Annotated in this window: 15 protein-coding genes; 7 read left to right on the forward strand and 8 right to left on the reverse strand. The window is 62.5% G+C overall.

The annotated features are described in order from the left end of the window. The first annotated feature begins 1 nt into the window (after position 1). From FHT26_RS07105 to FHT26_RS07135, 7 genes are all read left to right on the forward strand, one after another. Complete coding sequence (locus FHT26_RS07105) at positions 2 to 5,032, forward strand: Eco57I restriction-modification methylase domain-containing protein (RefSeq protein ID WP_246867758.1); 5,031 nt, start codon at positions 2 to 4, stop codon at positions 5,030 to 5,032. A gap of 9 nt (positions 5,033 to 5,041) precedes the next feature. Beyond that, positions 5,042 to 7,030, forward strand: a complete 1,989-nt coding sequence (locus FHT26_RS07110; protein ID WP_168559451.1) for a coiled-coil domain-containing protein — start codon at positions 5,042 to 5,044, stop codon at positions 7,028 to 7,030. Positions 7,031 to 7,091: 61 nt separating this feature from the next. Next, on the forward strand, positions 7,092 to 11,069 hold the full coding sequence (locus FHT26_RS29775) for an RNA-directed DNA polymerase (RefSeq protein WP_168559452.1): 3,978 nt from the start codon (positions 7,092 to 7,094) through the stop codon (positions 11,067 to 11,069). Between the two features lie 129 nt (positions 11,070 to 11,198). Further along, on the forward strand, positions 11,199 to 11,921 hold the full coding sequence (locus FHT26_RS07120; protein ID WP_168559453.1) for an HNH endonuclease: 723 nt from the start codon (positions 11,199 to 11,201) through the stop codon (positions 11,919 to 11,921). 117 nt (positions 11,922 to 12,038) lie between these two features. Beyond that, the gene (locus FHT26_RS07125; RefSeq protein ID WP_168559454.1) at positions 12,039 to 12,797 is read left to right on the forward strand and encodes an OST-HTH/LOTUS domain-containing protein; all 759 of its coding nucleotides are present in this window, start codon (positions 12,039 to 12,041) and stop codon (positions 12,795 to 12,797) included. Between the two features lie 1,709 nt (positions 12,798 to 14,506). Then, a complete protein-coding gene (locus FHT26_RS07130) occupies positions 14,507 to 15,205 on the forward strand; it encodes a hypothetical protein (RefSeq protein ID WP_168559455.1) in 699 nt (232 codons plus the stop codon). A 179-nt stretch (positions 15,206 to 15,384) separates the two neighbouring features. After that, entirely contained in the window at positions 15,385 to 16,161 is a 777-nt protein-coding gene (locus FHT26_RS07135) for a hypothetical protein (RefSeq protein ID WP_168559456.1), read from the forward strand. Positions 16,162 to 16,426: 265 nt separating this feature from the next. On the opposite strand, the gene FHT26_RS07140 is transcribed toward FHT26_RS07135, so the two are convergent. From FHT26_RS07140 to FHT26_RS29495, 8 genes are all read right to left on the reverse strand, one after another. Continuing rightward, positions 16,427 to 16,846 carry a hypothetical protein gene (locus tag FHT26_RS07140; protein ID WP_168559457.1) on the reverse strand — a complete coding sequence of 140 codons (420 nt, stop codon included), beginning with the start codon at positions 16,844 to 16,846 and terminating at the stop codon, positions 16,427 to 16,429. Positions 16,847 to 17,667: 821 nt separating this feature from the next. Next, on the reverse strand, positions 17,668 to 17,826 hold the full coding sequence (locus FHT26_RS07145) for a GNAT family N-acetyltransferase (RefSeq protein ID WP_168559458.1): 159 nt from the start codon (positions 17,824 to 17,826) through the stop codon (positions 17,668 to 17,670). Between the two features lie 28 nt (positions 17,827 to 17,854). Further along, complete coding sequence (gene arsC / locus FHT26_RS07150; RefSeq protein WP_168559459.1) at positions 17,855 to 18,277, reverse strand: arsenate reductase (glutaredoxin); 423 nt, start codon at positions 18,275 to 18,277, stop codon at positions 17,855 to 17,857. Beyond that, positions 18,270 to 18,959 (reverse strand): aquaporin, encoded by a 690-nt coding sequence (locus FHT26_RS07155; RefSeq protein ID WP_168559460.1) that lies wholly within the window; start codon positions 18,957 to 18,959, stop codon positions 18,270 to 18,272. The genes arsC and FHT26_RS07155 overlap by 8 nt, the downstream gene beginning before the upstream one ends. A 12-nt stretch (positions 18,960 to 18,971) precedes the next feature. After that, complete coding sequence (locus FHT26_RS07160; RefSeq protein ID WP_168559461.1) at positions 18,972 to 19,457, reverse strand: ArsI/CadI family heavy metal resistance metalloenzyme; 486 nt, start codon at positions 19,455 to 19,457, stop codon at positions 18,972 to 18,974. Positions 19,458 to 19,476: 19 nt separating this feature from the next. Then, the gene (locus FHT26_RS07165; RefSeq protein ID WP_168559462.1) at positions 19,477 to 19,803 is read right to left on the reverse strand and encodes an ArsR/SmtB family transcription factor; all 327 of its coding nucleotides are present in this window, start codon (positions 19,801 to 19,803) and stop codon (positions 19,477 to 19,479) included. Positions 19,804 to 19,933: 130 nt separating this feature from the next. Further along, a complete protein-coding gene (locus FHT26_RS07170; RefSeq protein WP_168559463.1) occupies positions 19,934 to 20,380 on the reverse strand; it encodes a response regulator in 447 nt (148 codons plus the stop codon). A gap of 21 nt (positions 20,381 to 20,401) precedes the next feature. Next, the gene (locus tag FHT26_RS29495) at positions 20,402 to 21,808 is read right to left on the reverse strand and encodes an ATPase domain-containing protein (protein ID WP_210427280.1); all 1,407 of its coding nucleotides are present in this window, start codon (positions 21,806 to 21,808) and stop codon (positions 20,402 to 20,404) included. Positions 21,809 to 21,812 lie beyond the last annotated feature (4 nt).

Here is a 21,812-nt window from a genome sequence, read left to right on the forward strand (position 1 = left end):
CATGGCCAAACTGCATTCCACGCGCACCACGCACCAGCTTGCCTACCGTGCCATCCGCATCGAAGGCGGCCTCATCCCCGCCGACGAACTCACCCGCCTTACCCTGCTGACCGACCCTAAAGGTAGCGAGCAGACCGAAGGCCAGTACCGCATCGCTCGCGGCTTGAAGCTGCGGGACGAAATTGCCCGCGACTTCAAGATTGCGCTGAACCTCTGGCAGGACTTCCAGGCCCTGCGCCAGCGGCAAGATGTGCGCGCCCATGACGTGACCGTGCGCGAATGGCTGCTGCCACTGCTGCGCGATGTGCTGCACTTTCATGACGCGGTGCGCTGCCCAGCCATCGAGCATGCTGGCCACCAGTACGCCATCGGCCATGCCGGCCTATTCAACAAGTCCGCGCAAGGTCAGATGCACGGCCGGGTGCCTCTGGTGTTCGCAGGCTTCGACCAGCTGCTGGACGAAGCCGCCGAGCGTTTTGGCGAAACCAACCCCGACACCGGTAAGACCCGTCGACGCAGCCCCTTCATGCTGGCGCAGGAGGCGCTGAACGCCTCCGATACCTCGCTCTGGGCCATCGTCAGCAACGGCCTGACGCTGCGCATCCTGCGGGACAACCCCAGCCTCACCCGGCCTGCCTACATCGAGGTGGACCTCGAAGCGCTGTTCACCGAAGAGTTGTTGGCCGACTTCAGTGCCTTCTGGTTGCTGGCCCACGCCAGCCGCTTTGCTGGCGCCGCCGGCAGCACCGATGCCCCACCCACAGATTGCCCCTGGGAACGCTGGCGTGCCGCCGGCCAGCAGGCGGGCGTGACCGTGCGCGGAAAGCTGCGCTACCAGGTGGCAGAGGCCTTGCGCGCGCTGGGCACCGGTTTCCTCTCGCACCCGACCAACGGCGCGCTGCGCGCGGCCCTGCAGTCGGCTGACAGCGGCTATGACCGACAAGCCTTCTTCGAGGAACTGCTGCGCCTGGTCTACCGCTTCATCTTCCTGGCCACTGTAGAAGACCGGCGCGACCGCGCCACCGGCGAGCACCTCGTCTTCACGCCCGAGGCAACGGCCGATGCCAAGGCCCGCTACCTCGCCGGCTACTCGCTCACCTGGCTGCGCGAGCGCGCCGTGCGCCGCAGCCAGCATGACCGCCATGCGGACCTTTGGCAGGCACTGACCATCACATTCGGCGCCCTGGCTCGTGGCGAGCCTGCGCTGGGCCTGCCCGCGCTGGGAGGGCTGTTCGACCGCGACCAGTGCCCGTACCTGGACGCCGCCCAACTCGACAACCGCCACCTGCTGGCCGCTGTGTTCCAGCTCGGTTGGTTCCGCGCCGATGGCGGCCTCTCGCGCGTCAACTACCGCGACATGGGCCCCGAGGAATTGGGCAGCGTCTACGAGAGCCTGCTGGAGCTGGTGCCCGACCCGCAAGGCCTCAGCCAACCGGCCGGTGCCCGACTGGCCTTCGTTGGTGATGACGAGACCGACGCCTCCACCAAGGGCAACACCCGCAAGCTCACGGGCAGCTACTACACACCCGACAGCTTGGTGCAGGAGCTCATCAAGAGCGCTCTGGAGCCGGTCATCGCGCAGACCGTCAAGGCCAACCCGCAACGCCCTGTGGAGGCGTTGCTAGCACTCACCGTCTGCGACCCAGCCTGCGGCAGCGGCCACTTCCTGCTGTCGGCTGCTCGCCGGCTGGCCGACGAAGTGGCGCTGCATCGCGCCGCTACGGAGCGCGAAGGCGGTGCCCCGACGCCCTCCGACTACCGCCATGCACTCCGAGACGTGGTCAGCCGCTGCATCTACGGTGTGGACAAGAACCCCATGGCCATCCAACTGGCCAAGACGGCATTGTGGCTAGAGGCCTATTCGCCTGACCGTCCGCTGAGTTTTGTTGACCACCACCTGCGCATAGGCGACGCGCTGCTGGGTGTACTGGACCCGAAGGTGCTGGAGAGCGGCATCCCCGACGAAGCCTACACCGCGCTTTCGGGCGACGACAAGGCCGTGGCCAGCGCGCTGAAGAAGCAGAACAAGGCGGACCTGAAGAGCTGGAAGAGCATCGCGTCCGGCGACTGGGTGACGCCTGCCCGCTTCGCCGCGCAGGTGGTGTCGGCCGATACGCTTGACGATGACACGCCAGAACATCTTGCCGCTAAGCGCCAAGCTTGGCGGGCTGCCGACGCTGCTGCGCACAGCACCAGCTTTGCACGGCTTGCAGACACCTACGTAGCGGCTTTTCTGGCCCCGAAGCTAGCGGGCACGGTCACAACCGTTCCGCTGTCGGGCTATCTGTGGGGGGTACTCAGTGACGAGCCCGCCAACAACGAAATCGAGAGTGCGGCCCAGGTGCTGTGCCGACAGCACAGAGTTTTCCACTGGTGGCTGGCTTTCCCTCAGGTGGCAGCAAACGGTGGTTTCAGCGTGATGCTGGGAAATCCACCGTGGGAGCGTATCAAACTACAGGAGGAAGAGTTCTTTGCCACCCGCAGCCCCTTAGTGGCAGAAGCAAAGCACAAGGCTGAGCGAGCGCAGCGCATCGAATGGCTCCGTGAAGGCGTGCTGCTACACCGCGTGCACCCCGACTTGGAACGCGCCGAAGGACTGACGCCGCCCAATCGGGCCGAGATGGCGTTGTACGCCGGCTTCATCTCCGCTCGGCGTGGCGCCGAGGCTGCCAGTCTCTATGCGCACGATGGGCGGCGCTATCCGCTTTCCGGTGTAGGTGATGTGAATACCTACGCGCTGTTCGCTGAGGCTTTCTTGCAGGCTACTGCGCCACGTGGACGGGCCGGTTTCATTGTGCCGACTGGCATTGCGACGGACGACTCAACAAAGGCCTATTTCGAGCGATTGGCCGTCGGTGGTTATTTGCGTGGTCTGCTTTGCCTGGAGAACGAAGAGTTCGTATTCCCTTCGGTACATCACTCGTTCCGCTTCGCCTTGTTGACGCTGGGCGGCAGCCCCACCACTGAGCCAGCTAAATTGGTTTTCTTCGCGCGTCAACCCGAGCAGATTCACGATGTGCGCCGTCAATTTCAACTGACGTCGGCTGAGTTCGCCGTCATTAACCCGAATACCCGCACCTGCCCAGTCTTCCGTAGCGAGCGCGACGCCGAATTGACCAAGAAGCTCTACCGCTCGGCGCCGGTATTCATTCAAGAGGCGTTAACCAACGAAGCGGGCGATGTCGTCCAACCGGCGGTGAACCCATGGGGCGCCCGTTTCCAAGCGATGTTTCACATGTCCGGCGACAGCGGCCTATTTGCTGATAGTGCAACCAGCCTCGGCCAGCCTCAGCATCTACCGCTGTACGAGGCGAAGATGCTTCACCAGTACGACCATCGGTGGGCTACCTACGCGGATGCTAGCGGTGCCTCGGGCAAGGTTGAAACCACGGAACTAACCGAGCAGCAGAAGGGCGACCCCGCCTTTGCCGTACGACCTCGCTACTGGGTGAGCGCGCGTGAAGTGCTGGCACGTATTGCAAACGTTCCCACGCGCGTATCTCGCGCTTGGCTTGCGCTTCATGCGGCGCAGGACGACGGGTTGCAGGAAGCGTTGGACATCGCAGTCGCGGACTTGCTGCAGGCGCTCGCGCAATGGGTGGCTGGAGAGTTGTTTCGCCGTAAGGCAGGCGTGCCCACTACTGCAAAGGGGTGGACGCCGAGTCAGGCTCAGCCGTACATAGCGGCCGTGGAGGCGCAGCTGAATACGCGTTTTCCGGTTCTGGGAGATGTGCTGCGCGGGGACGGCCTGACGACGAAGAAGATGCTGGTCGAGTTTCCAAAGTGGGCGATGCAGAACACCGACGCACGCCTTCGTGATGATGAACTGGCTGCCTTGGCTGACGCGTTGCTCGCCGCCACGCTCTCGGCCGCGCTGCGTGTACTGCTAGACGCTTGGATGGACCAACGCAGTCCGCGCTGGCTCATGGGTTGGCGGGACATATGCCGAAGCACTGACATACGTACGCTCATTGCTGGCGTTGCGCCTAGGGCTGCCATCGTCGGTGACTTCCCTTGCATCTTCGTTGAATCCAACATTGAACCTGCACAGGCAGCTCTATTGCTGGCCAACCTAAATGCCCTCCCACTTGACTATGTGGCCCGTCAGAAGGTCGGTGGCGCCCACCTCAAGCTGTTCCATATGCGGCAACTGCCTTTGCTTCGACCTGACGCGTATGACCCTCGTGTAGCTCGGCTCATCGTTTCGCGCGTACTTGAACTGACCTATACCGCATACGATTTAAAGCCCTGGGCCGATGACCTAGCCGAATTTGACGCGCGCCCAGCCACTGAACGTGGCCAGCCCTTTACCTGGAATGCTGTTCGGCGCGCCCAACTTCGCGCCGAACTGGACGCCTGCTACGCCCATCTCTACGGTCTCACCCGCGACGAACTGCGCTACATCCTCGACCCAAAGGAGGTGATGGGCGAGGACTACCCCAGCGAGACCTTCCGCGTACTCAAGGATGTCGAAATGCGAGCCTTCGGCGAGTACCGCACTCGGCGGCTGGTGCTGGAGGCATGGGACCAGCAGGCCAACATGTCACCTGCGACGCAGCCGGCGCAGGTTTCGTACTCCGAACAGGGGATGATTCGCAATGCCGAGGAAGGTCGGCTGGCTGGCCTCGTGACTGCGCTGGTTGCTGAGCGAACGGAAGGAAGTTCGCTGGTCGAAATCCAGTCAGTGGTGGGCGCCTTGGTGACGGCGACACACCACCTGGGTCCGGTCGATGGGCCGCGCTTCGATGCTCTGCGGGGTTCGCTTGGGATTGCAGATGTGGCGTCGTTGCTGAGCCGCATCCTGCCCATCGTGCAGCGCCTGTCGAGCATTGATGTGCTAGTGCGTTCGACACGTGGGGGCGAGCCTATCTTCACGCGTAGCTCAGGGACGCCACTTAGCGACGTCATCCAACTGCCGGAACATCTCGAAGTCGCTCGACTGCTGTGGCGAGCCGAGGGCCGGCGTATGGAATCAGAGGGAGCGAAGAGCGTTACCGCGCTCTCAAGCTCTAAGGCGACAGGCACGCAATAAGGGGGAGCGATGGCAACCTGGCTCAAGGCATATGAACGGGTTCGCGCTCAACCTAGGCTCTGGGTCGAGACCCTGTGGCTCGTCGAATCCCGTGAACCGCTTGTGTTCACGCGCACCATCGAATTGCACGCCGGGCTGAACATCGTTTGGGCCAAGGAGTCCACCTCGAGCGAGGCCTCGGGCTTGTCAAGCGCAGGTCATGGGGTCGGCAAGACGTCGTTGTGCCTGCTGCTGAGATATGTCCTGGGTGACGATGCCCCGGCCATCGCCACTCTGCGCGGCAAGGCCGCTGGGAGCTTCCCCAAAGGCGGGGTGGCTGTGAAGGTCCATGTGGACGGCGCCGTCTGGCTGGTCTTCCGACCGTATGGCGCGTACAGCCACTCCATGGCTGCCCGATGCGACGCGTTAGAGCAACTGCTCCAGGGAACGGCGGCGAACGACTTCAGAGGCTACAGCGACGCGCTGGAGCAGTTCTCTATTGGTCGCCTTGCGGCCCGGTCTCTGCCAGGAACAAATCAAGCGCTTGAGTGGCGCCATCTGCTGGCCTGGTGCATTCGGGAGCAACGAACTCGCTTTGACGGTTTCTACCACTGGCGCGAGGGCGAAGGCCTGGGCTTCAAGCGGTCACGTCGCGACCCGCCGCTGTTGGTCGGCTCGGTGCTGGGCCTGGTAGACCTGGAGTTGGACAGGCTGCTGCGTGACATCGAGGCCAAGCAGAAACAGCTCGAAGAATGCAAGGAGGGCATTCCTGAACTCGAACGGGCACCTGCCTTTGCGTTAGTCCACGCCGAGCGCCAACTGCGTTTGCGGGTGCGAGCGGAAGATGACGAGCCCGTCTTCATGACCACGGTCGGCGAGTCCGTCGAGTCACGTGTTCAAGACGCCTTGCAAGCTGCCGAACGGGACGAGCGCGGATGGGAGCGCGACGTGGAGCAGGCAGAAGATGCCCTGGCAAAGGCGCAGCTCCACCTGCATGAGCTGACCAAGGCCCAGGCACTGGCGGAACTCGCGGTGGGCATCGCCAAGTCCCTGGTCGATGCGAACCAAGCGGACTTCGAGCGGCTGACCAAGGTTCGGGACCAACTGGAAGGCCTTGAGGGGCGATGCGACCACGGAAATGTCGAGTTCAACGAGTGCCAGCACATCCAGGAACGTAAGAGCGCGGTCAACATGACGTGGTTTCAGGACGGTCGACAGGCCAAGGCAACGGCACCGGAGCTGGCTGCACGCTACGAGGCTCGGACGGTGGAGTTCGAAAGGCTCGTGAAGGCCAAGTCCGACCAAGTGCAGCGCATCTCCGAGAAGAAAGTGGAATTGCGCCGGTTGCGAGTCCGTGTCGCCACAAGTGAGAGCACGCGAGCGTTGTTGAAGCAGTCTTGGGACCAGCTTCAGGTGCAGCACACGCAAAGGGCCCAGGGCGGCGATACAGCTGAACTGGTCGAGGCGCGGAAGCGACTCCAAGAGTTCGAGACGGCGTTGAGTTCCCTCCGAGCCGCCGAGGTCAGTCGAAGGTCTCAGCAGTCGTCGAGAGTGGATGCCATCAAGACCCTGACTGCCGCCGTCTCGACCAGACTCCTTGGTGCAGCAGGACACGCGCGGTTTGTGCGAGGACACGAGGTTCGTCCCTTCGAGGTTGCACGTGGCGGTGAGGCCTACCAGGTTCTAGAAGTGCTGCTTGGCGACATCGTGTGCCTGCTCGACTCCGCCGTGTCGGATGTCAGCAACCACCCGGGCTTCCTGGTTCATGACTGCCCGAGAGAAGCCGACATGAGCGAGCGTCTGTATCGGGAGTTCTTCCTCGCAGCGGCAGAAGCTGCGGAGCAACTTTCCAAGGATGGCGCTGTGCCGTTTCAGTTCATTGTGACGACGACCTCGTCGCCACCTGACAAGCTATCGGCGGCGCCTCACGTCGTCCTAGAACTAGCTCCGGGCGCAGACCAAGCGCTCCTATTCAAACGGCAACTGGCGCCGGAACTGCCAGGTTTCGATTCGGCGTGAACGTCAACTGCCGCGAGCGAACTTCGCGAGCAGACCAAGCCAAGTCTGAAAGGGGAACAGAGTGTCGGTTGTCAAAGAAGAATACCAAGACCTTCCACCAAGAGGCGAGAAGCTCGCCGATGTGGTCGTTCTCGCGCAAGCTTGGAAGAAGTCGCATACCTTCATCCGCCGACACAACTGGTACGCGGACGTGCTCGAACTGGACGCATCGACTGTCGACCTGGAGGACCGCTTGGTGCGCTGGGCCTCGGAAGTCAGTCAGGAGGGTTTTCGACCACAGGAAATGATGCTCGTCCCGGCACCGAAGAATGCTCGTTGGACGTTCCGGCCGGCGCCTACCATCACGTCGTTCGACGACCTCCTAAATGTCGACCTTGACAGCCTGGGTTCCGAGGCGACCTTTGACGACTGGGGTCCAAGACCATCGGCGCAAAGCGAGCCATTGATGTCGGGTGGTAGGGCCGCCGCTCCGCTGCAGAAGCTGCGCCCGCTGGCCCACCTTTCCATCCGTGACCAGACCTTGGCCACCGCAGCGATGATGTGCTTGGCCGAAGCCGTGGAGTCAGCGCAGGGGGACACGACGGGAACTGACGTCCTGGCAATGCGCGCTCAAGGCGTGGTGAGCTACGGCAATCGTCTGCAATGCTCTTGGGAGACGAGGCCCAACACACGACCTCGGGCGAAGTTCTCATGGGGCAATAGTCGAACCTATCGTCAGTATTTCCAGGACTACCGGACGTTCTTGGCGCGTCCGCGACGGGTCTGTGCGGAACTCATGCCGCAACTTGGTACTCGGCGCGAACTTTTCGTGGTGTCGCTCGATATCAAATCGTTCTTCGACCGAGTGGACCGAAGCGCGCTGCTGAACGAATTGCGCGGGGCGGAACAAGAGCATCGAACTGTGCACGGCTTGCCGGACCGTCTTTCCGCCGACGATGTATTCTGGCAGCGCTTGGCTCGCGTTTTCGACTGGCAATGGCGGAACGATGACCACCAGCTGGCCGAATTGACAGGCGGCGACGGTCAGGGCCAGCTCGAGCTTGGTTTGCCGCAAGGGCTGGTGGCATCTGGGTTCCTGTCAAACGCTTATCTGATTCGGTTTGACCGCGACCTGCATCTGGCTGCGACACAGGGTGCCAATGTCGGCGACGACGTCCGGTTGCTGGACTATTGCCGCTACGTGGACGACATGCGATTGGTTGTCGAGGCCCGGAGTGGCCCGGGTGGGCTGGGGCAAAGCGCCGTGTTGGCCCATGTCCAGGAGTACGTGAAGAACGTGCTGAGCGCCCACTGCGAACGCATCGGCGCTCAGCGGGCCTTGGAACTGTCGCCCGACAAGTCTGTCGTGACCCCGTACCGTGCGATTTCTGCTCAAAGTCACATGTCGGCTTTGATGGAGATGCTAAACGCGGAACTGAGTGGAACTTTCGACCTTGAGTCGCTGGCCCAGGCGGCAGGGGGATTAGACGGCATGCTCTGGATGTCGGAGCAAATTGAAGGCGCTGACGAACCCAGGCCGTCACGCCTGGGACTGGCAACCGTGGCTGTGCCAAACACTGATGTGCGGGACGACACGGTTAAACGCTTCGTCGCAACGCGCCTTGCTCAGCTAATGCGCCATCGCCTCGCGATGACAGACACCGAAAGTCGGGCGGGGGCCGAAGAGTCGCTCAGCGAGCGCATAACACAAGGCATGGTTTTGTCGCACGAGTTCGAGTCGACCGCGCGAAAGCTCATTAAGTGTTGGGCGGAGAACCCAGCCCTCGTGCTGCTTCTGCGATGCGGCTTGGACCTGTTTCCTCATCCGCGCCTGCTCGCTCCAGTGGCCGAGGCTTTGGGCGTCAAACTCTTTTCGCCGCCGCAGGCCCCGGATTCTGCGCAGAAGCGAGAGGTCAAGGTGGCCGAGTACGTCGTTGCAGACCTCCTGCGCGCTGGAGCCGTTGAGACCGGTTTCCGCGACTCCGAGGAGTATCCGGAGGCAGTCGACATTGCTGGATACCGAGAAGACTTGGGGTCACTGGCTCGGAGAGTGCTGAACGAACGCATGGATTCGCCGTGGTACCTCCGCCAGCAGGCTCGTCTGTACTTGGCTTCCATCGGAGACGTGTCGCTTGCAGTGACGACCGAGCACGCTGCACCGCTCCAGCCCTATGTGGCGCTTCAACGCGCCGCGATGTATGAGCCGGTTCAAGACAGTGACTTGAAAAGTGTCATGCCTTTGGCGCTCGTGGCGCAGCAACTCCATCCCAACGCTCGAAGGTTTGGCGCATGGTTGGCGGACGGTCTCCGACGCACCGCCTCGGAGACAACGCAGGCTGAGGTTGTGCGAACCGTCGCGCTAAACCGGCCCGAGTTAGTGCTGGCCGCATTGCATGGACGCAAGGCGCCTGCATGGCGCCAGTTTGTTCCCCGCGCGCTGGTGGAGTCGGGGCGGCGGCCAGGCTCTTCGCGCCGGGCCGTGGGGGCGGGCAGGAAGGTTCGGCCTCTTCTGCAACTCATGAACGAGCCAGACAATCTGTTCGGCCAGGAGAATGGTTTGCTGATGTTGGCCGCGGCCTTGCTACGGCACCCTGGCATCGAAGCTCATCTTTCGTCTGCCCTGACCGCCAATGACATCGTGCTGCGGTGCGAGGATTGGTCGCGCATCCATGCGATGCCAGGGCCTGACAACTTCCTTTCGATTGAGTCGATTGTGCCAAGCGACTCGGCAAACCCCTTGTATGCGAACCCGCCGTGGGTGGCCGAGGCGAGCGCGTGGCTGTACGGACTCGGGCGAATTCTGCGCGCGGCCCTGACCGGGGAGTTTGATTTCACTAGCCGCCGCTTTCTGGTCACTGAAGAGGTGGGGAGGTACACGGGCCTGAGAAGCACGTGGTTCAAGCGCCGATTCGGTCTGTTGAATTCCGGACGAGGGCTGCTAGACGAGCCGGGGCCGGTGTCGCCGTGGGTGTCGGGATTGTTGTCCACCCTATTGCAATGGCCCGGCGTTGAGTTCCGGGCCAACGATGCTGCCGCTGCCGGCACTGCGCGAACGGCCGGGGAACTGCTGGCTCTGTTTGAACAGCGCATCGCGGTGCAGCGTGCACTGTATGGCAGCCGAAGCAACACGCCGATGTACGTGGTGCCGGTTGATGACCGCGCACCATTACAGGACCGACCGTTGCGTGTGGCCATAGTCCAGCCGATGCGGCCTCGACGTGATGAATTTGATGTCAAGGACCCGACACATTGGACGCCAGGGGTGCTTGCCGAACATCGACGTCATTTGGCAGAGGTTTGCCGATTGACGCACCAGAAGCTGAAGACCTGGGCATCCGCAGGGGCTGCCGGGTCATTCGATTCGGACGATGGAGGTCCCGTTGTCGATGTCGTCCTCTTCCCGGAATTGGCCGTTCACCCTGAACATACCTTTCTGTTGAGGAGGCTGGCGGACAACCTACGGGCCAGCATATTCACCGGCCTGACCTTCCTTCACTCGGCCAAGGCTGGCGGCACCGTGAACCAAGGTTTGTGGCTCATCCGAACCGAGTCTACTGCGCATGGACGCAGCTTTCAATACGTTTGGCAAGGCAAGCTCCATCCGATGAAGTTGGAAGCCAAAATGGGTGTCAAGGGCTACCGCCCTCATCTGACGTTGGTAGAACTGCCTATCGGAGCGAAGACGCGGACACGAATTGCGGCCGCCATCTGTTACGACGCCACTGACCTTGACCTTGTCGCAGACCTCCGCGACCGGTCAGACATGTTCATGGTTGCTGCCCTGAACCAAGACGTGCAGACCTTCGACAACATGATTGCGGCGTTGCACTTTCACATGTACCAGCCGGTGGTGTTGGCCAATTCTGGGGAGTTCGGAGGGTCCACGGCGCAAGTTCCTCTGCCGAAGCACGAGCGCCTCATTGCTCATGTGCATGGGGGCCACCAAGTTGCCGTGAGCGTTTTCGAAGTTGACCCGTCGCTGTTCAAGTCCACGGCACCCGCCAAGGTCGGCAAGGAACTGAAAGCGCCGCCTGCCGGCTACAAGGGGCGGCCATTGTGATTCCGAGTGCTTGGTTGAAAAGAGATTCGACACCTATGACCGACGCACTGTTCAATGAAGTCCGCTACACTTCAGCGGGCTCATAAACGACATTGAACTTGGCCGAATCGGCTTGCCCGATATTGCTGCATGACTCCGCTCGACCGGCTCCGCATCGAAAAGGCTGCGGCGGACTGTGGCTTTGAGATGACGCCGACTGAGCATGGCGACGGTCTAAAACTCAGGTCGGCCACGTTCCCTGAGTCGATTTTGGTCCGTTCGGTTGGTCTGTCGACCTTCGAGGTCACAGCCGCAAATGCGCTCATGGTGGACGCCCCCGATGGCACCGCTGCGGTCGAGGTGCAGGGCTATGGAGCTCTGTACGACGTACTGAGAACCGCTGCAGCGCACGCTCGGACGCTGCCCAACCGTGTTGCCGACGCCTTTCGTCGTGACACTGCAGGCATGCCGCGTTCCACCGAAGCAGAGCGCTTAGTTGTTCAGCGTGTTGGTCAGAATTTGTTCCGTTCGGCGTTGCTCGACTATTGGCAGGGCCAGTGCTGCGTCACTGGTCTTGACGTTCCGGAGCTTCTGCGTGCTTCGCACATCAAACCCTGGGCGTCATGCGACGGCGATGATGAGCGGCTCGACGTGTTCAATGGGTTGCTGCTCGCACCCCATGTAGACGCACTGTTCGATGGCGGCTGGGTTTCCTTTGCGGACGATGGACGCGTCTTGGTCTCGGACGCGTTGCTCGGTGAGGCGCAAGCACGGCTCTCGGTGTCGACGCACTGGTGTGCGAAGCTCCTTAGGCCAGAGCACTGCCAGTACCTCGCATTTCACAGGCTCCATCAATTTCGTCGGTCTCGTTGACCAAACAGTTTAGAAGGAGCCCCACGGTTGGCCGATAGCTCACGCCCCGAACTTCAACGCGACGTTCAGCGCTTGATGGGCCGTTGCCTGCTACGCCTCCAGCAATACGAGCGCCTCATGAAGGCGATGCTTGCTCACCAAGAGCTCGGCGGTCCCATGGACCAACTTGAAGCGCAACGGGCGGCTCGTGTCGAGAAGTTTTCGGACAAGAGCCTCGGGACGCTGGTCAAGGCGCTGTTCGAGAACTACGTTGTCGTTAAGGGTACCGAGAAGCCCGTGCTGGACGATGCAAAGATTCCGACAGACCGAATTTCGATGAGCTTCCAGTTCCGTATGGAGATGGCAGAGGAGCGGCGTGCCGAGGTGAAGGCCGCCATCGACGACCTCGTGCTCATGCGCAACGAACTTGTCCACCACCTCATCGAGCGTTTTGATGTCTGGACGGATGTAGGGTGCGTCGCCGCGGTGGAGCACCTCAACCGGAGCTACGAGCGCATCGACCGCCACTATGAGGAGTTGCGCAAGTGGGCCGAGAGCATGGACGATGCCCGCACCCATGCAACATCTTTCGCGCAGAGCGAGGTGTTTCTGGACATGGTGCTCAACGGCATCGCGCCGGATGGAACGTCTGACTGGCCACACACAGGTATCGTCCGCGTGCTACGTGAGGCTGCAAGGGCGAGCGCAGCCGCCGGAGGTTGGACTAAGTTGGCTGACGCTACGGCCTGGATAGCCGAGCACCACCCCGAGCAAATGCCGCACAGATACGGCTGCAGGTCATGGCCTCAGGTGCTGAGCGAGTCGAGGAGCTTTCGGCTTGAATACCGGTATACCGATAGCGGCCAACGAGTGCCGTGGTACCGAGTGCTCGCGTAGCGTTGCGGCTTGCTGGACTGTCTTGCTGTACGCCACCGCGCTCCGATAAAGAGAAATGGTCCCCTGCACAGGGGACCATTTCGTTGTTCTCAAGCGCATGGGTCTGGGCATTAACACACACTCGCACTTGGTCATCATCGAAAGAAGAGGGGACGGGCGAGCCGCCCCCTCTGTGAATGATGAATGAACAAGTCTTGCTTCCGAAATGGGGTTGGCGAACCTTCCCCCGAAAGCAAATCGAGAACACCTCACGTCACAGCCGGCTGCCAAGCCAGCTTCCACGTGCCTTCCCCGCCAAGGGAAGAGCACAGCCCTTCGTCGCCGCCAAGCAACTTGGGCCATCAGCCATCGAACAAACACAGTCGGACGCATTTCGCGTCGGTTAGGACTTTCGGGCCACTCTCTTGCGAGAGCGAACGAGCGGGGTTTTCGTGCGAACCCTCCCGTCGTCTGGCTTGCGCCAAACCTAGTCATCCTGCAGCCGTCGACACGCCGTGGTTACCCACGACTCAAGTTTCGATGTTGCTCGGGGAAGTCACTCCTCGATTAACGCAATCATCTGAACTTGGTCAACCTTCCTGTCTTCACCATGGAGTTTTTGCGAGCAAGTAGCCGCGCCTAAGCATCATGAAGTCCGGTTTCCAGCCGGCGAGCTCCCTTGTGGGGTGCCCCGTCGCGTAGCCAAGAGGCCCAAACGCCTACGCTTCCTTCAAGTGCCAACGGTTCGCACAGTCATTGGGGTACCAACCCTACGACTCACGGCAAGGACCTCATGGTCCCTTTCCCAGCTCTACCCAATGCAGCAATGCCTGGCCGGCGGTCATCCCTGACCGCTCGGCTTTAGCCGCAATTACACCCTTAAGCTCTCCCCGGACCTGAGTGGCTTGCGCCGCCCAGTGCCCCACTGTTGATGCCGCTTCCGTTTCCGGACGCACGGACATGTCGCTTGCGCGAAGTGCACCAGTCCCTTGCGGGTAGCTGGCAGGGTCCCAGGTGTGGGTAGCTCGCGGACGGTTTCCCGCCGCCGATACGAGTCCACCGGTCAGCGCCGAAGCGCCGTGGTGGTCTCTCCATAGTTTCGGTTTCAGATTGAAGTCTGAATCGAGTTTCAGACGCAGGGAGCTCACATGGAACACCTGGTCATCCCCCCAAACCGCACTCTCACGAGGCGGCCCTTTGAGACAGTCGCGCCCTCTCATCGTTCGCGCCTCACTTTGCGCGCTCGCGTAAGCGTGGTGTGGGTCAGCAGGGGAGAGGCACTACCCCTGCTGCCCGTTATCGCCGGACGGGCACCATTACGTGCATCCGGCGGTTCCGACGCTTCTGCGTTTCGTGTGACTAGCACGAGCAGCAGGGCATCCAACTGTGTTCATGGCTCGAGGGGTTTGGCGCCCCCTCGAGCCGCATCGCTGTGGCTCGGGGTTGGCGTTCCCCCTACAAATTCCGAACTTATAGAAGTCCTCAGCTTCGTATAGGCACCAGCGCGATTCGCGCTGGCCTCTTTATAGGTGGCTTCGCCACCGCAATTGAAGTTATGTGGCTCCAGGCTGGAGCCACTGAGAAACACGCCTCGCGGGCCTGTCGGCCCGCTCACCGTGTCCACGTGGTTCCCGGTGCCTACACGTTGCATGACAACGCCCAACGAGGCCCGAGAAGTGGGCCAGACCACGCCGCGGGACCTGGCGGTCCCTGCCACCAAGACCGCCGCAATGAGGTACCTCGCCGAGCAGGCCGGGCACGGATACGTGCTGTTCCAGCATGGCGAGGTTCCTTCCGACAAGGCGGCAGCACTGCTCGAGAAATTCGATGACCGCTATCGCGTGTTGGCATCGCGCGGTGCACGGGACCATGCACGCTTGCGCGGTCGCTCATCCGCGCGGCTGGTCATGTTTCCGAAGGATGGCGAGCCGGCGACGGGGACTTGGTACTTTTGGCTTCTGGCAACCGAAGGCGAAGGGGATTTGCCGGTCGCGCCGAACTCGTTTGATGCGCGCAACCCCGAAACGCGGCTCCGTTGGGCCGACCAGTACGAACTGGTTGGACGTCCCGTTCGGCGCCGCTCGGGCACGATTCATCATGTCTGGACCTGGGTCCTCACACGCGCCAGCTACGAGGCTTGGCAAGAGCGCTTGAAGAAGGCGGCCGGGCGCGTTCGCTCCAGCAAGGAGCGCAAGCCCGATTACCTGGTGCAGCAGGTCGAGTATTTGCGCAAGGTTCCCGGCTTTCACGGCATCAACCGGCAGAAGCGGGAGCTGGTGCTTGGTGCTGACATCCCAGCACCGTTCCACTCGAGTCTGAACCTACGCAATCTTGGCTCTGTCGTCGACAAGAAGTTGGCCGTCTTTGCAGAGGGGAACACTCTCAAGGTCATGACGCAGGCGACAACGCAAATCGCGACGACGGGCTGATGCCCAGTACGCGGGCTCCCTTCCCGCAATGGACCCACCGACGTTTCGTCGCGAGCGCTTCTCAATATCTCGAATCGGCCGACCTCCTCAGCCCGAACTGGAAAAGGAGAGGTCTCTCGCGCGGAACTCAGTGACTACACGTTGAGACGACCCCCTCAACTCAAAACGGAGAACGCACGATGCGGGACCTCGACGACACGAAACTCCTCGCCGGTAGCATCGCGGTCGCGCAGTCACGCCCGAAAGGGAAGGTGCCTCAGGCCGTGCGCATTTTGCGTTGCGTGTGGCGCACTACCAAGGGCGACGACGGCCGAACGTTTGGCCGTTCAGACGACACAGAAGTCTTCCGCCTTGCGTCCGGCACCACCGCTTTGTCCGAAAGGGACGTCGAAGCACTTCGTGAGCTTGGCTTGACTGAAGTGCAACTCGAGTACGTCAATGGTCGTCTGCCAACGCTGGCTCGCTTGGCTGCCGAGCACCGCGATGAGGTCATCTCTATTCGAGCACGGCGTTCGATTTCCGAAGTGGAAGCTCTCGCTCGCAGCAATCCGCTGATGTGCGCGACTGTGCAGACGCTGCTCACCCAGTCTGCGTCGCGCATTGCAGACCTTGGTGCGGTCCCGATGACCGCGACAGATTTGCAGCCGTCGGCATCAAGTACGCAAGCCAACGCGGGCGACCGGCTCCTTGCAGCGATGCAACAACTGAACGGCGCGGCGGTCGAGGTCCAGACTGCGTACCGTCAACTGGCGAAGGGCGAAGAACCACCGCCAGCCGCAGCGATTGAGTTCCAGCGCTCTTGGTTCCTCGTTCAGGCAATGGTTGAAGCTTTGCGGAGTCGAGACTGCTTCTATCGGCCTGGCGGCTGGTCCGGCTTGAAGCATCAGGTCATCGTGGAGGGACGCGCTTGGCGAAAGGGTGAGCCGGTGCCGAAGAAAGAGCGCGCCGGTGCATAACGTTGCTGTGTTTGCGGCGGGAGGCCCGCATACCGGCGGCCATGCTTTTGTATGCGTGAGGCCCGCGAAGCAAGCCCGGAGCGGCTTTATAGCGAATGTAGTTAGTGAAAGCTAACTTTGGCGGCTCGGCCGCGTCACCTGTACCCGTGGAGTCAGGCGATGGCGCGGCTTGGGGTACATGGGCGCCGCTGACTGTTCAGCAAGGCTACCGCCCTTGACCATAGAATTTCAACGTTGAAACTCGGGGCCAGCGGGCCGCCGATAGCTAGCACGCGAAAACCGAGCTGACCAAGCGAGGCCATGCCTTCGCAAGCGCCGTCTCGTTGATACGCCACTCATCGTCGGCCGTGCCGCTCTCGACCTCATCAAGTGATGCCTCTGGTGCCTTCCAAAGGTCCGGCTCCTGAAGCACCTTGGCGTACAAGACTCGCCAGGGGCCGTGCAGGGACTCGGGGAGCGTGTCGGCAAGCAACAGGAAGAGCTCCATCGAGTGCCTGCTCCATGGCAACTCATGTGTGGGGTCGGTCGGTTCCGCTGAGGCTGCCGCCGTGATGGCCGCGTCCAGGAACTCGTCCAGCTTCAAACCTCGTCGCTGCGCGCTGAGGATTCCGGTGATATAAACGCTCGGAGAGATATGAAATATCACACGGACCCCTGGCTGTGACGGTTTGTTTGCGACTTGCATCGTCGACTCCTTTGCGAGGTTGAAGACGCCATTGTTGATTTATACGGTCAAGCGAACAACGAGTTTCTGTTACGAAATCGAGTCCTGAATTCTTCCTATACAGACAGTGCACTTTAGTTTGCACTCATTTAAATTGGAGGAACTATGGGACGAAAAGGGGTCACGTCGATTGACGTGGTGACGGCATGCGTCGAGCTGAAGCGTCAAGGTAGAGCAGTCGGTGTGCGCAACTTGAGGCTGGAGCTGGCACGCGGTAGCTACGGCACGATTGCCAAGTGCCTGCGGCATCTGGCTCTGGTGGAAATCTTGGCCGGCGATTCTGCGTCGGGCGGACGGTATCTTTTTCGCCGTCTTGGATATAAAAACACAATGCCAGCTGGTGCCGATTTGGCCCGTGTTCGCCGAGTATTTAAAGAAGACTAGAACCACCGGCAGATACTCAAGGCCTTGCGCCGCTACCCTGTCTACGGTAGGCTTCAGCGACACCGATGCACAAAGCAGGTCAGTATTCCGTAGGGGTTCCGGGGCCCGATATCGAGCCCCGTCCACTCCGCCAACAAAAAGCCCTTGTGAGTCAACGACTTACAAGGGCTTTTCCGCTTCCAGGCTTGCCTAAAGTTTGAGCATCGCAGCTGCTCAAATTCCAAGTTTGGAATTTGACTGTGATTCTTGCGCCGATGCGGCGCAGTCAAGCGAAGCCTTTCGGCATCCGCAGCGGGGCTTCGTTGTCTTGCAGTTGGCATTGCCACCAACTTACGTCCCGCCATGCGCCGAGTTTGAAGCCGACCTCGCGGAACGTGCCCACGGGTTCGCACAGCCGTCTACTTCGCCATGGGCGTCGAGGGACACCGCTCCAGCGTCGCGCAGCCCACTACCGTCGACGCCTCCTCGGCGACGACGAAGTGCTGCAGGCATTCATGAGCGCCGTCGGTCGGAAGCTTCGACTGGGTCAGCAAGTCCGTGATGGCCGGCCAGTCCATCGACAGCGCCGGACGGAGGGCCGCTGTGCTAGCCACGGCGCACCCCGTCGTCCAGCACCAGTTCGCCGTCTTCCTTCGTGAACGGCGGAAGCGCCTCGACCGGCAGCAGTGCGAGCACGGCCTCGGAGGGGCGGCACAGCTCAGTCCCCAAGGGCGTGGCAACGATCGGCCGGTTCAACAGGATGGGATGCTGGACCACGAAGTCGAGCAATTGCTCGTCGGTCCAGTGGGGCTTGTCCAGCCCCAGCTCGGCGAACGGCGTGCCCTTCTCGCGCAGCAGCGCGCGCACCGGCTGCCCTGTGGCAGCGACCAGCTCGCGCAGACGTTCCTTGGAGGGCGGGTTCTTCAAGTACTCGATGACGGTCGGCTCGATGCCGGCATGCCGGATCAAGGCGAGCACGTTGCGCGAGGTTCCGCAGGCCGGGTTGTGGAAGATCGTGATGTCACTCATGGTGCTGCGTCGAAGAAGGTTTGGCTGAACCAGGCTCGGGTGGCAGGAGCCAGCGGTGCGCAGCCACGGCCAGCGCCGCGCCAGCCACCTCGGCCGCTATGAAGGCGGGAGCACTGCTCGGCGCGATGCCTGCGAAGCTGTCGCTGAGCATGCGTCCCGCCACCGCCGCAGGGTTGGCGAACGAGGTGGACGCGGTGAACCAGTACGCGGCACCGATGTACGCGGCGACCGCGGCGGGGGTGCGGGAGGGCGGCGCGCGCAGGATGACCAGCAGCAGGCCGAAGGTCGCAACGCCTTCGGCGAGCCACTGTCCGGGGCTGCTGCGTGTCCTGGCCGCGAGCTGCAGCAGCGGCAGGTCGAACATGCCGTGCGCGAGCCATGCGCCGCAGGCCGCACCGAGCAGTTGGGCCCCGACGTAGGTGGCGAGGTCTGCGCGCGACAGCCGGCCCAGGGCGACCATCACGCCCGACACCGCCGGATTGAAGTGCGCGCCGCTCACCGGGCCGAACACCTCGATCAGCACGTACAGCCCACCGACGGTGGCCAGTGCATTCGCGAGCAATGCGATGGCGACGTTCCCTCCGGCCAGGCGCTCCGCCATGATGCCGGAGCCGATGACCACCGCCAGCAGCAGGCCCGTGCCGAGGAGCTCGGCGCAGGCCCGTCGGGTCAGGCTGTGCATTGCGGTCGAAGGTCAGCAGCAGGAGGGCGAGGGCGCTGCGCTGACCGGAATGCTCAACGGTTTGCCTCGGGGCGTGTTGCTCGCGCAGCAGGCGGCCGAGCTGGACTCCGCCGCCTGCGGCTTCTCGCTGAACACCGGAATGTTGCCGAGCGTGCGGAACTGCTCCCACGCGATGCCCTGCGGATCGGTCACCCAGTACTTGTCGCTGCGCGCGTAGCAGCAACTCGTTTCGCCGACATCGAGCAGCGTCATGTCGGCGGCTTCGGCACTGGCCTTCAGCGCGGCGAGCTCTTCCTCGGTGTCGGCCTGGATGCCGAGGTGGTCGACGCCCGGCGCGCCGCCTCGCGTCGAGATGGCGAAGTTGATGCGAGGATCTTCGATCATCCACTTCGCGTAGTCGCTCTCGACCCGGGTGGGCTCCGCGGAAAACATCTTCGAATAGAAGGCGATGCTCGCCTGCAGGTCCTGGACGTGGGCGTGGACATGGAAACGCTTCATGGGGACTCCTGAGGGTGGATCAGCATCCGCAGCCGGTGGCTGCGGCAGGGACTGCGCAGGATTCGCCCGCGCAGCAGTTCTCGGTGAGGTAGCCGATGACGCCGTTCATGCGCTCATAGGCCGCGCGGTAGACCAGGTGCCGGCTCACGCGCTCCTGCGAGACGAGACCGGCATTCACCAGTTCCTTCAGGTGGAAGGACAGCGTCGTGCCGACGATGCCCAGTCCTTCGCTCATCACGCCGGGGGTCAGGCCGGCGGGTCCGGCCACCACCAGCGCGCGGAAGACGTCCAGGCGGACCGGATGGGCAAGGGCGGCGAGGGCGGCGATGATTTCGTCCTGGTTCATCTGAGCGACTATACGAGGATTATCGAAATGAGGCTGGATTTTTTTGGCGGGCCGTGCCATGCGGAGCCACCAGCTGGTGGTGGCTCTTCGTCGTGGAGGCGTCGGGCGACCCGACGCCGGCCGACCTCGTTCAGGCCGGCGGAAACTTGACGCCGCGCAGCAGCAGTCGCATCGAGCGATCGACTTCGGGGTCTCGCCTGTCCTGCTCCGCCGGCCGTCCGTTCGCGACGAAGTGCGCCACCAGCTGCAACAGGCTCTCGGCCTCGATCGGCTTCTTGACGAAGGCATCGTAGTCCTTGAACAGCTCGTGAACGACGGCCTCGTCGCTGGCGCTGACGAAGACGAACGGGATGTCGGCGAGCGCAGGATTGGCGCGCAACGCGAGGCCCAGTTCGCTGCCGGTCATGTGCGGCATCATGAAATCCGAAAGAATCGCGGCCGGCTTCTCGCCGGCCAACAAGTCCAGCGCGGCCTTGCCGTTCGCTGCCGCGGCCACCCGGTAGCCTTCCGCCTCCAGCAGCATCTGCAGCACTTCGGCGTTTCCGTACTCGTCTTCGACTATCAGGATCAACTTCATCGGCATGGCGCTCCCGAAAAGTTACGACACCGTCAGCCCGGATGCGCCACACCCGAACTGAAACCTGGTGCGAGTCACGCGCACCCCACGCATCTTGCGGATGGCCAGTTCGCGACCCTCCTCCGCCCGGACAGCCTGCGAAATCTCCAGCACATTGTCGAACCAGGCCTTCAAGCCCTCGGCCGAGGACCTGCCCGCCGCCGATCCGAGCGCAGCCGGATCCAATGTGAACACCGACGTGACGCCCCTGGCCTTCAATTCGCGAAGCAGGCGCCCGATGAACCGATAGCCCCGCTCGGGAAACGCGACGGTGTCGGCGAGTGCGGCCAGGCCGTCGATCACCAGTCGTTTCGAGCCGAACTCGTCGACGAGCCGCAGCAGCTTGTGCCCGATCTCGTCCATGCCCTCGTCTTCCTGCGGCTCCCACTGGATCTCCAGCGCGCCGCTGTCGATACCGTCGGCAATGGGCAGCGAGAAGGCTTCGCCGAAACGGACGAGATCGCCGGGAGCGTCGGCGCTCGTCAGCAGCAGGCACCGCTGCTGCAGGCTGGCCTGCGCGGCAAAGGCCAACGCGAACAAGGTCTTGCCGGCGCCGCTGTCGCCGACCACCACCGTGCTGCTGCCGCGAACGAAGCCGCCGTGCAGGCAGGCGTCATCCAGCGCCGCCATCCCCGACGACACAGGCCGCTCGTCTGCGTGCGCATCGGCGCGCGGGGTCCAGGGCAGGCCCTCGAGCCGCGGGAAAAAGCGCAGGCCCTCGTCGGTGATGCAAAACGTGTGCTTGCCCCGCTCGACCGCACTGCCGCGGAACTTGCGGATCTGGATCCGTCGCTCGGCGCGCCATTGGTAGACGTAGTCCTCGAACGCAAAGATGCCGTCGACCATCGTCTGCTCGGCGTTGAGCGAGCGGTTGCCGCCGCTGGTCAGCAGCAGGCCGGTGCAGGTCATCGCGGACGCCACGCTCTGCAAGCCATGGACGAACTGCCGGATGCGCTCGTCGGGCCCCAGTTCCTGGTTCTCGACGACCAGGCCGTCGACGACGAACAGCGAGGCCTTGTGCCGGGCCAGTTCGCCGCGCACCAGGTCGACGACGGCCTTCAGGCCTTGCTGTTCCAGTTCGCGGTAGGCGCTGACGTAGATCACCGCGGAATTGACCGCTTCGGGCTTGAAGTAGGCCTGGCCCTGCATGTGCTGCACCATGCGCGAGTGCGACTCGGCGAGCAGGGTCACGTAGAGCGTCTTGGTGCCGTCGTTGGCATGCGCCTGGTAGGCGATCTGGTTCGCGAGGGTCGTCTTGCCGACGCCCGGGGGCCCTTCGAGGATGTAGACGCCGCCTTCGAACAGACCTCCGTGCAGGATCTCGTCAAGTCCGGGAACGGCCGTCGGCAACCTTTTCATCTCAGTCACTTTTCCTCCTGGCACTGCCACGAGG

This window comes from Rhizobacter sp. SG703 (genome assembly GCF_012275445.1).
In the GTDB taxonomy this organism is placed as follows: Bacteria; Pseudomonadota; Gammaproteobacteria; order Burkholderiales; family Burkholderiaceae_C; genus Rhizobacter.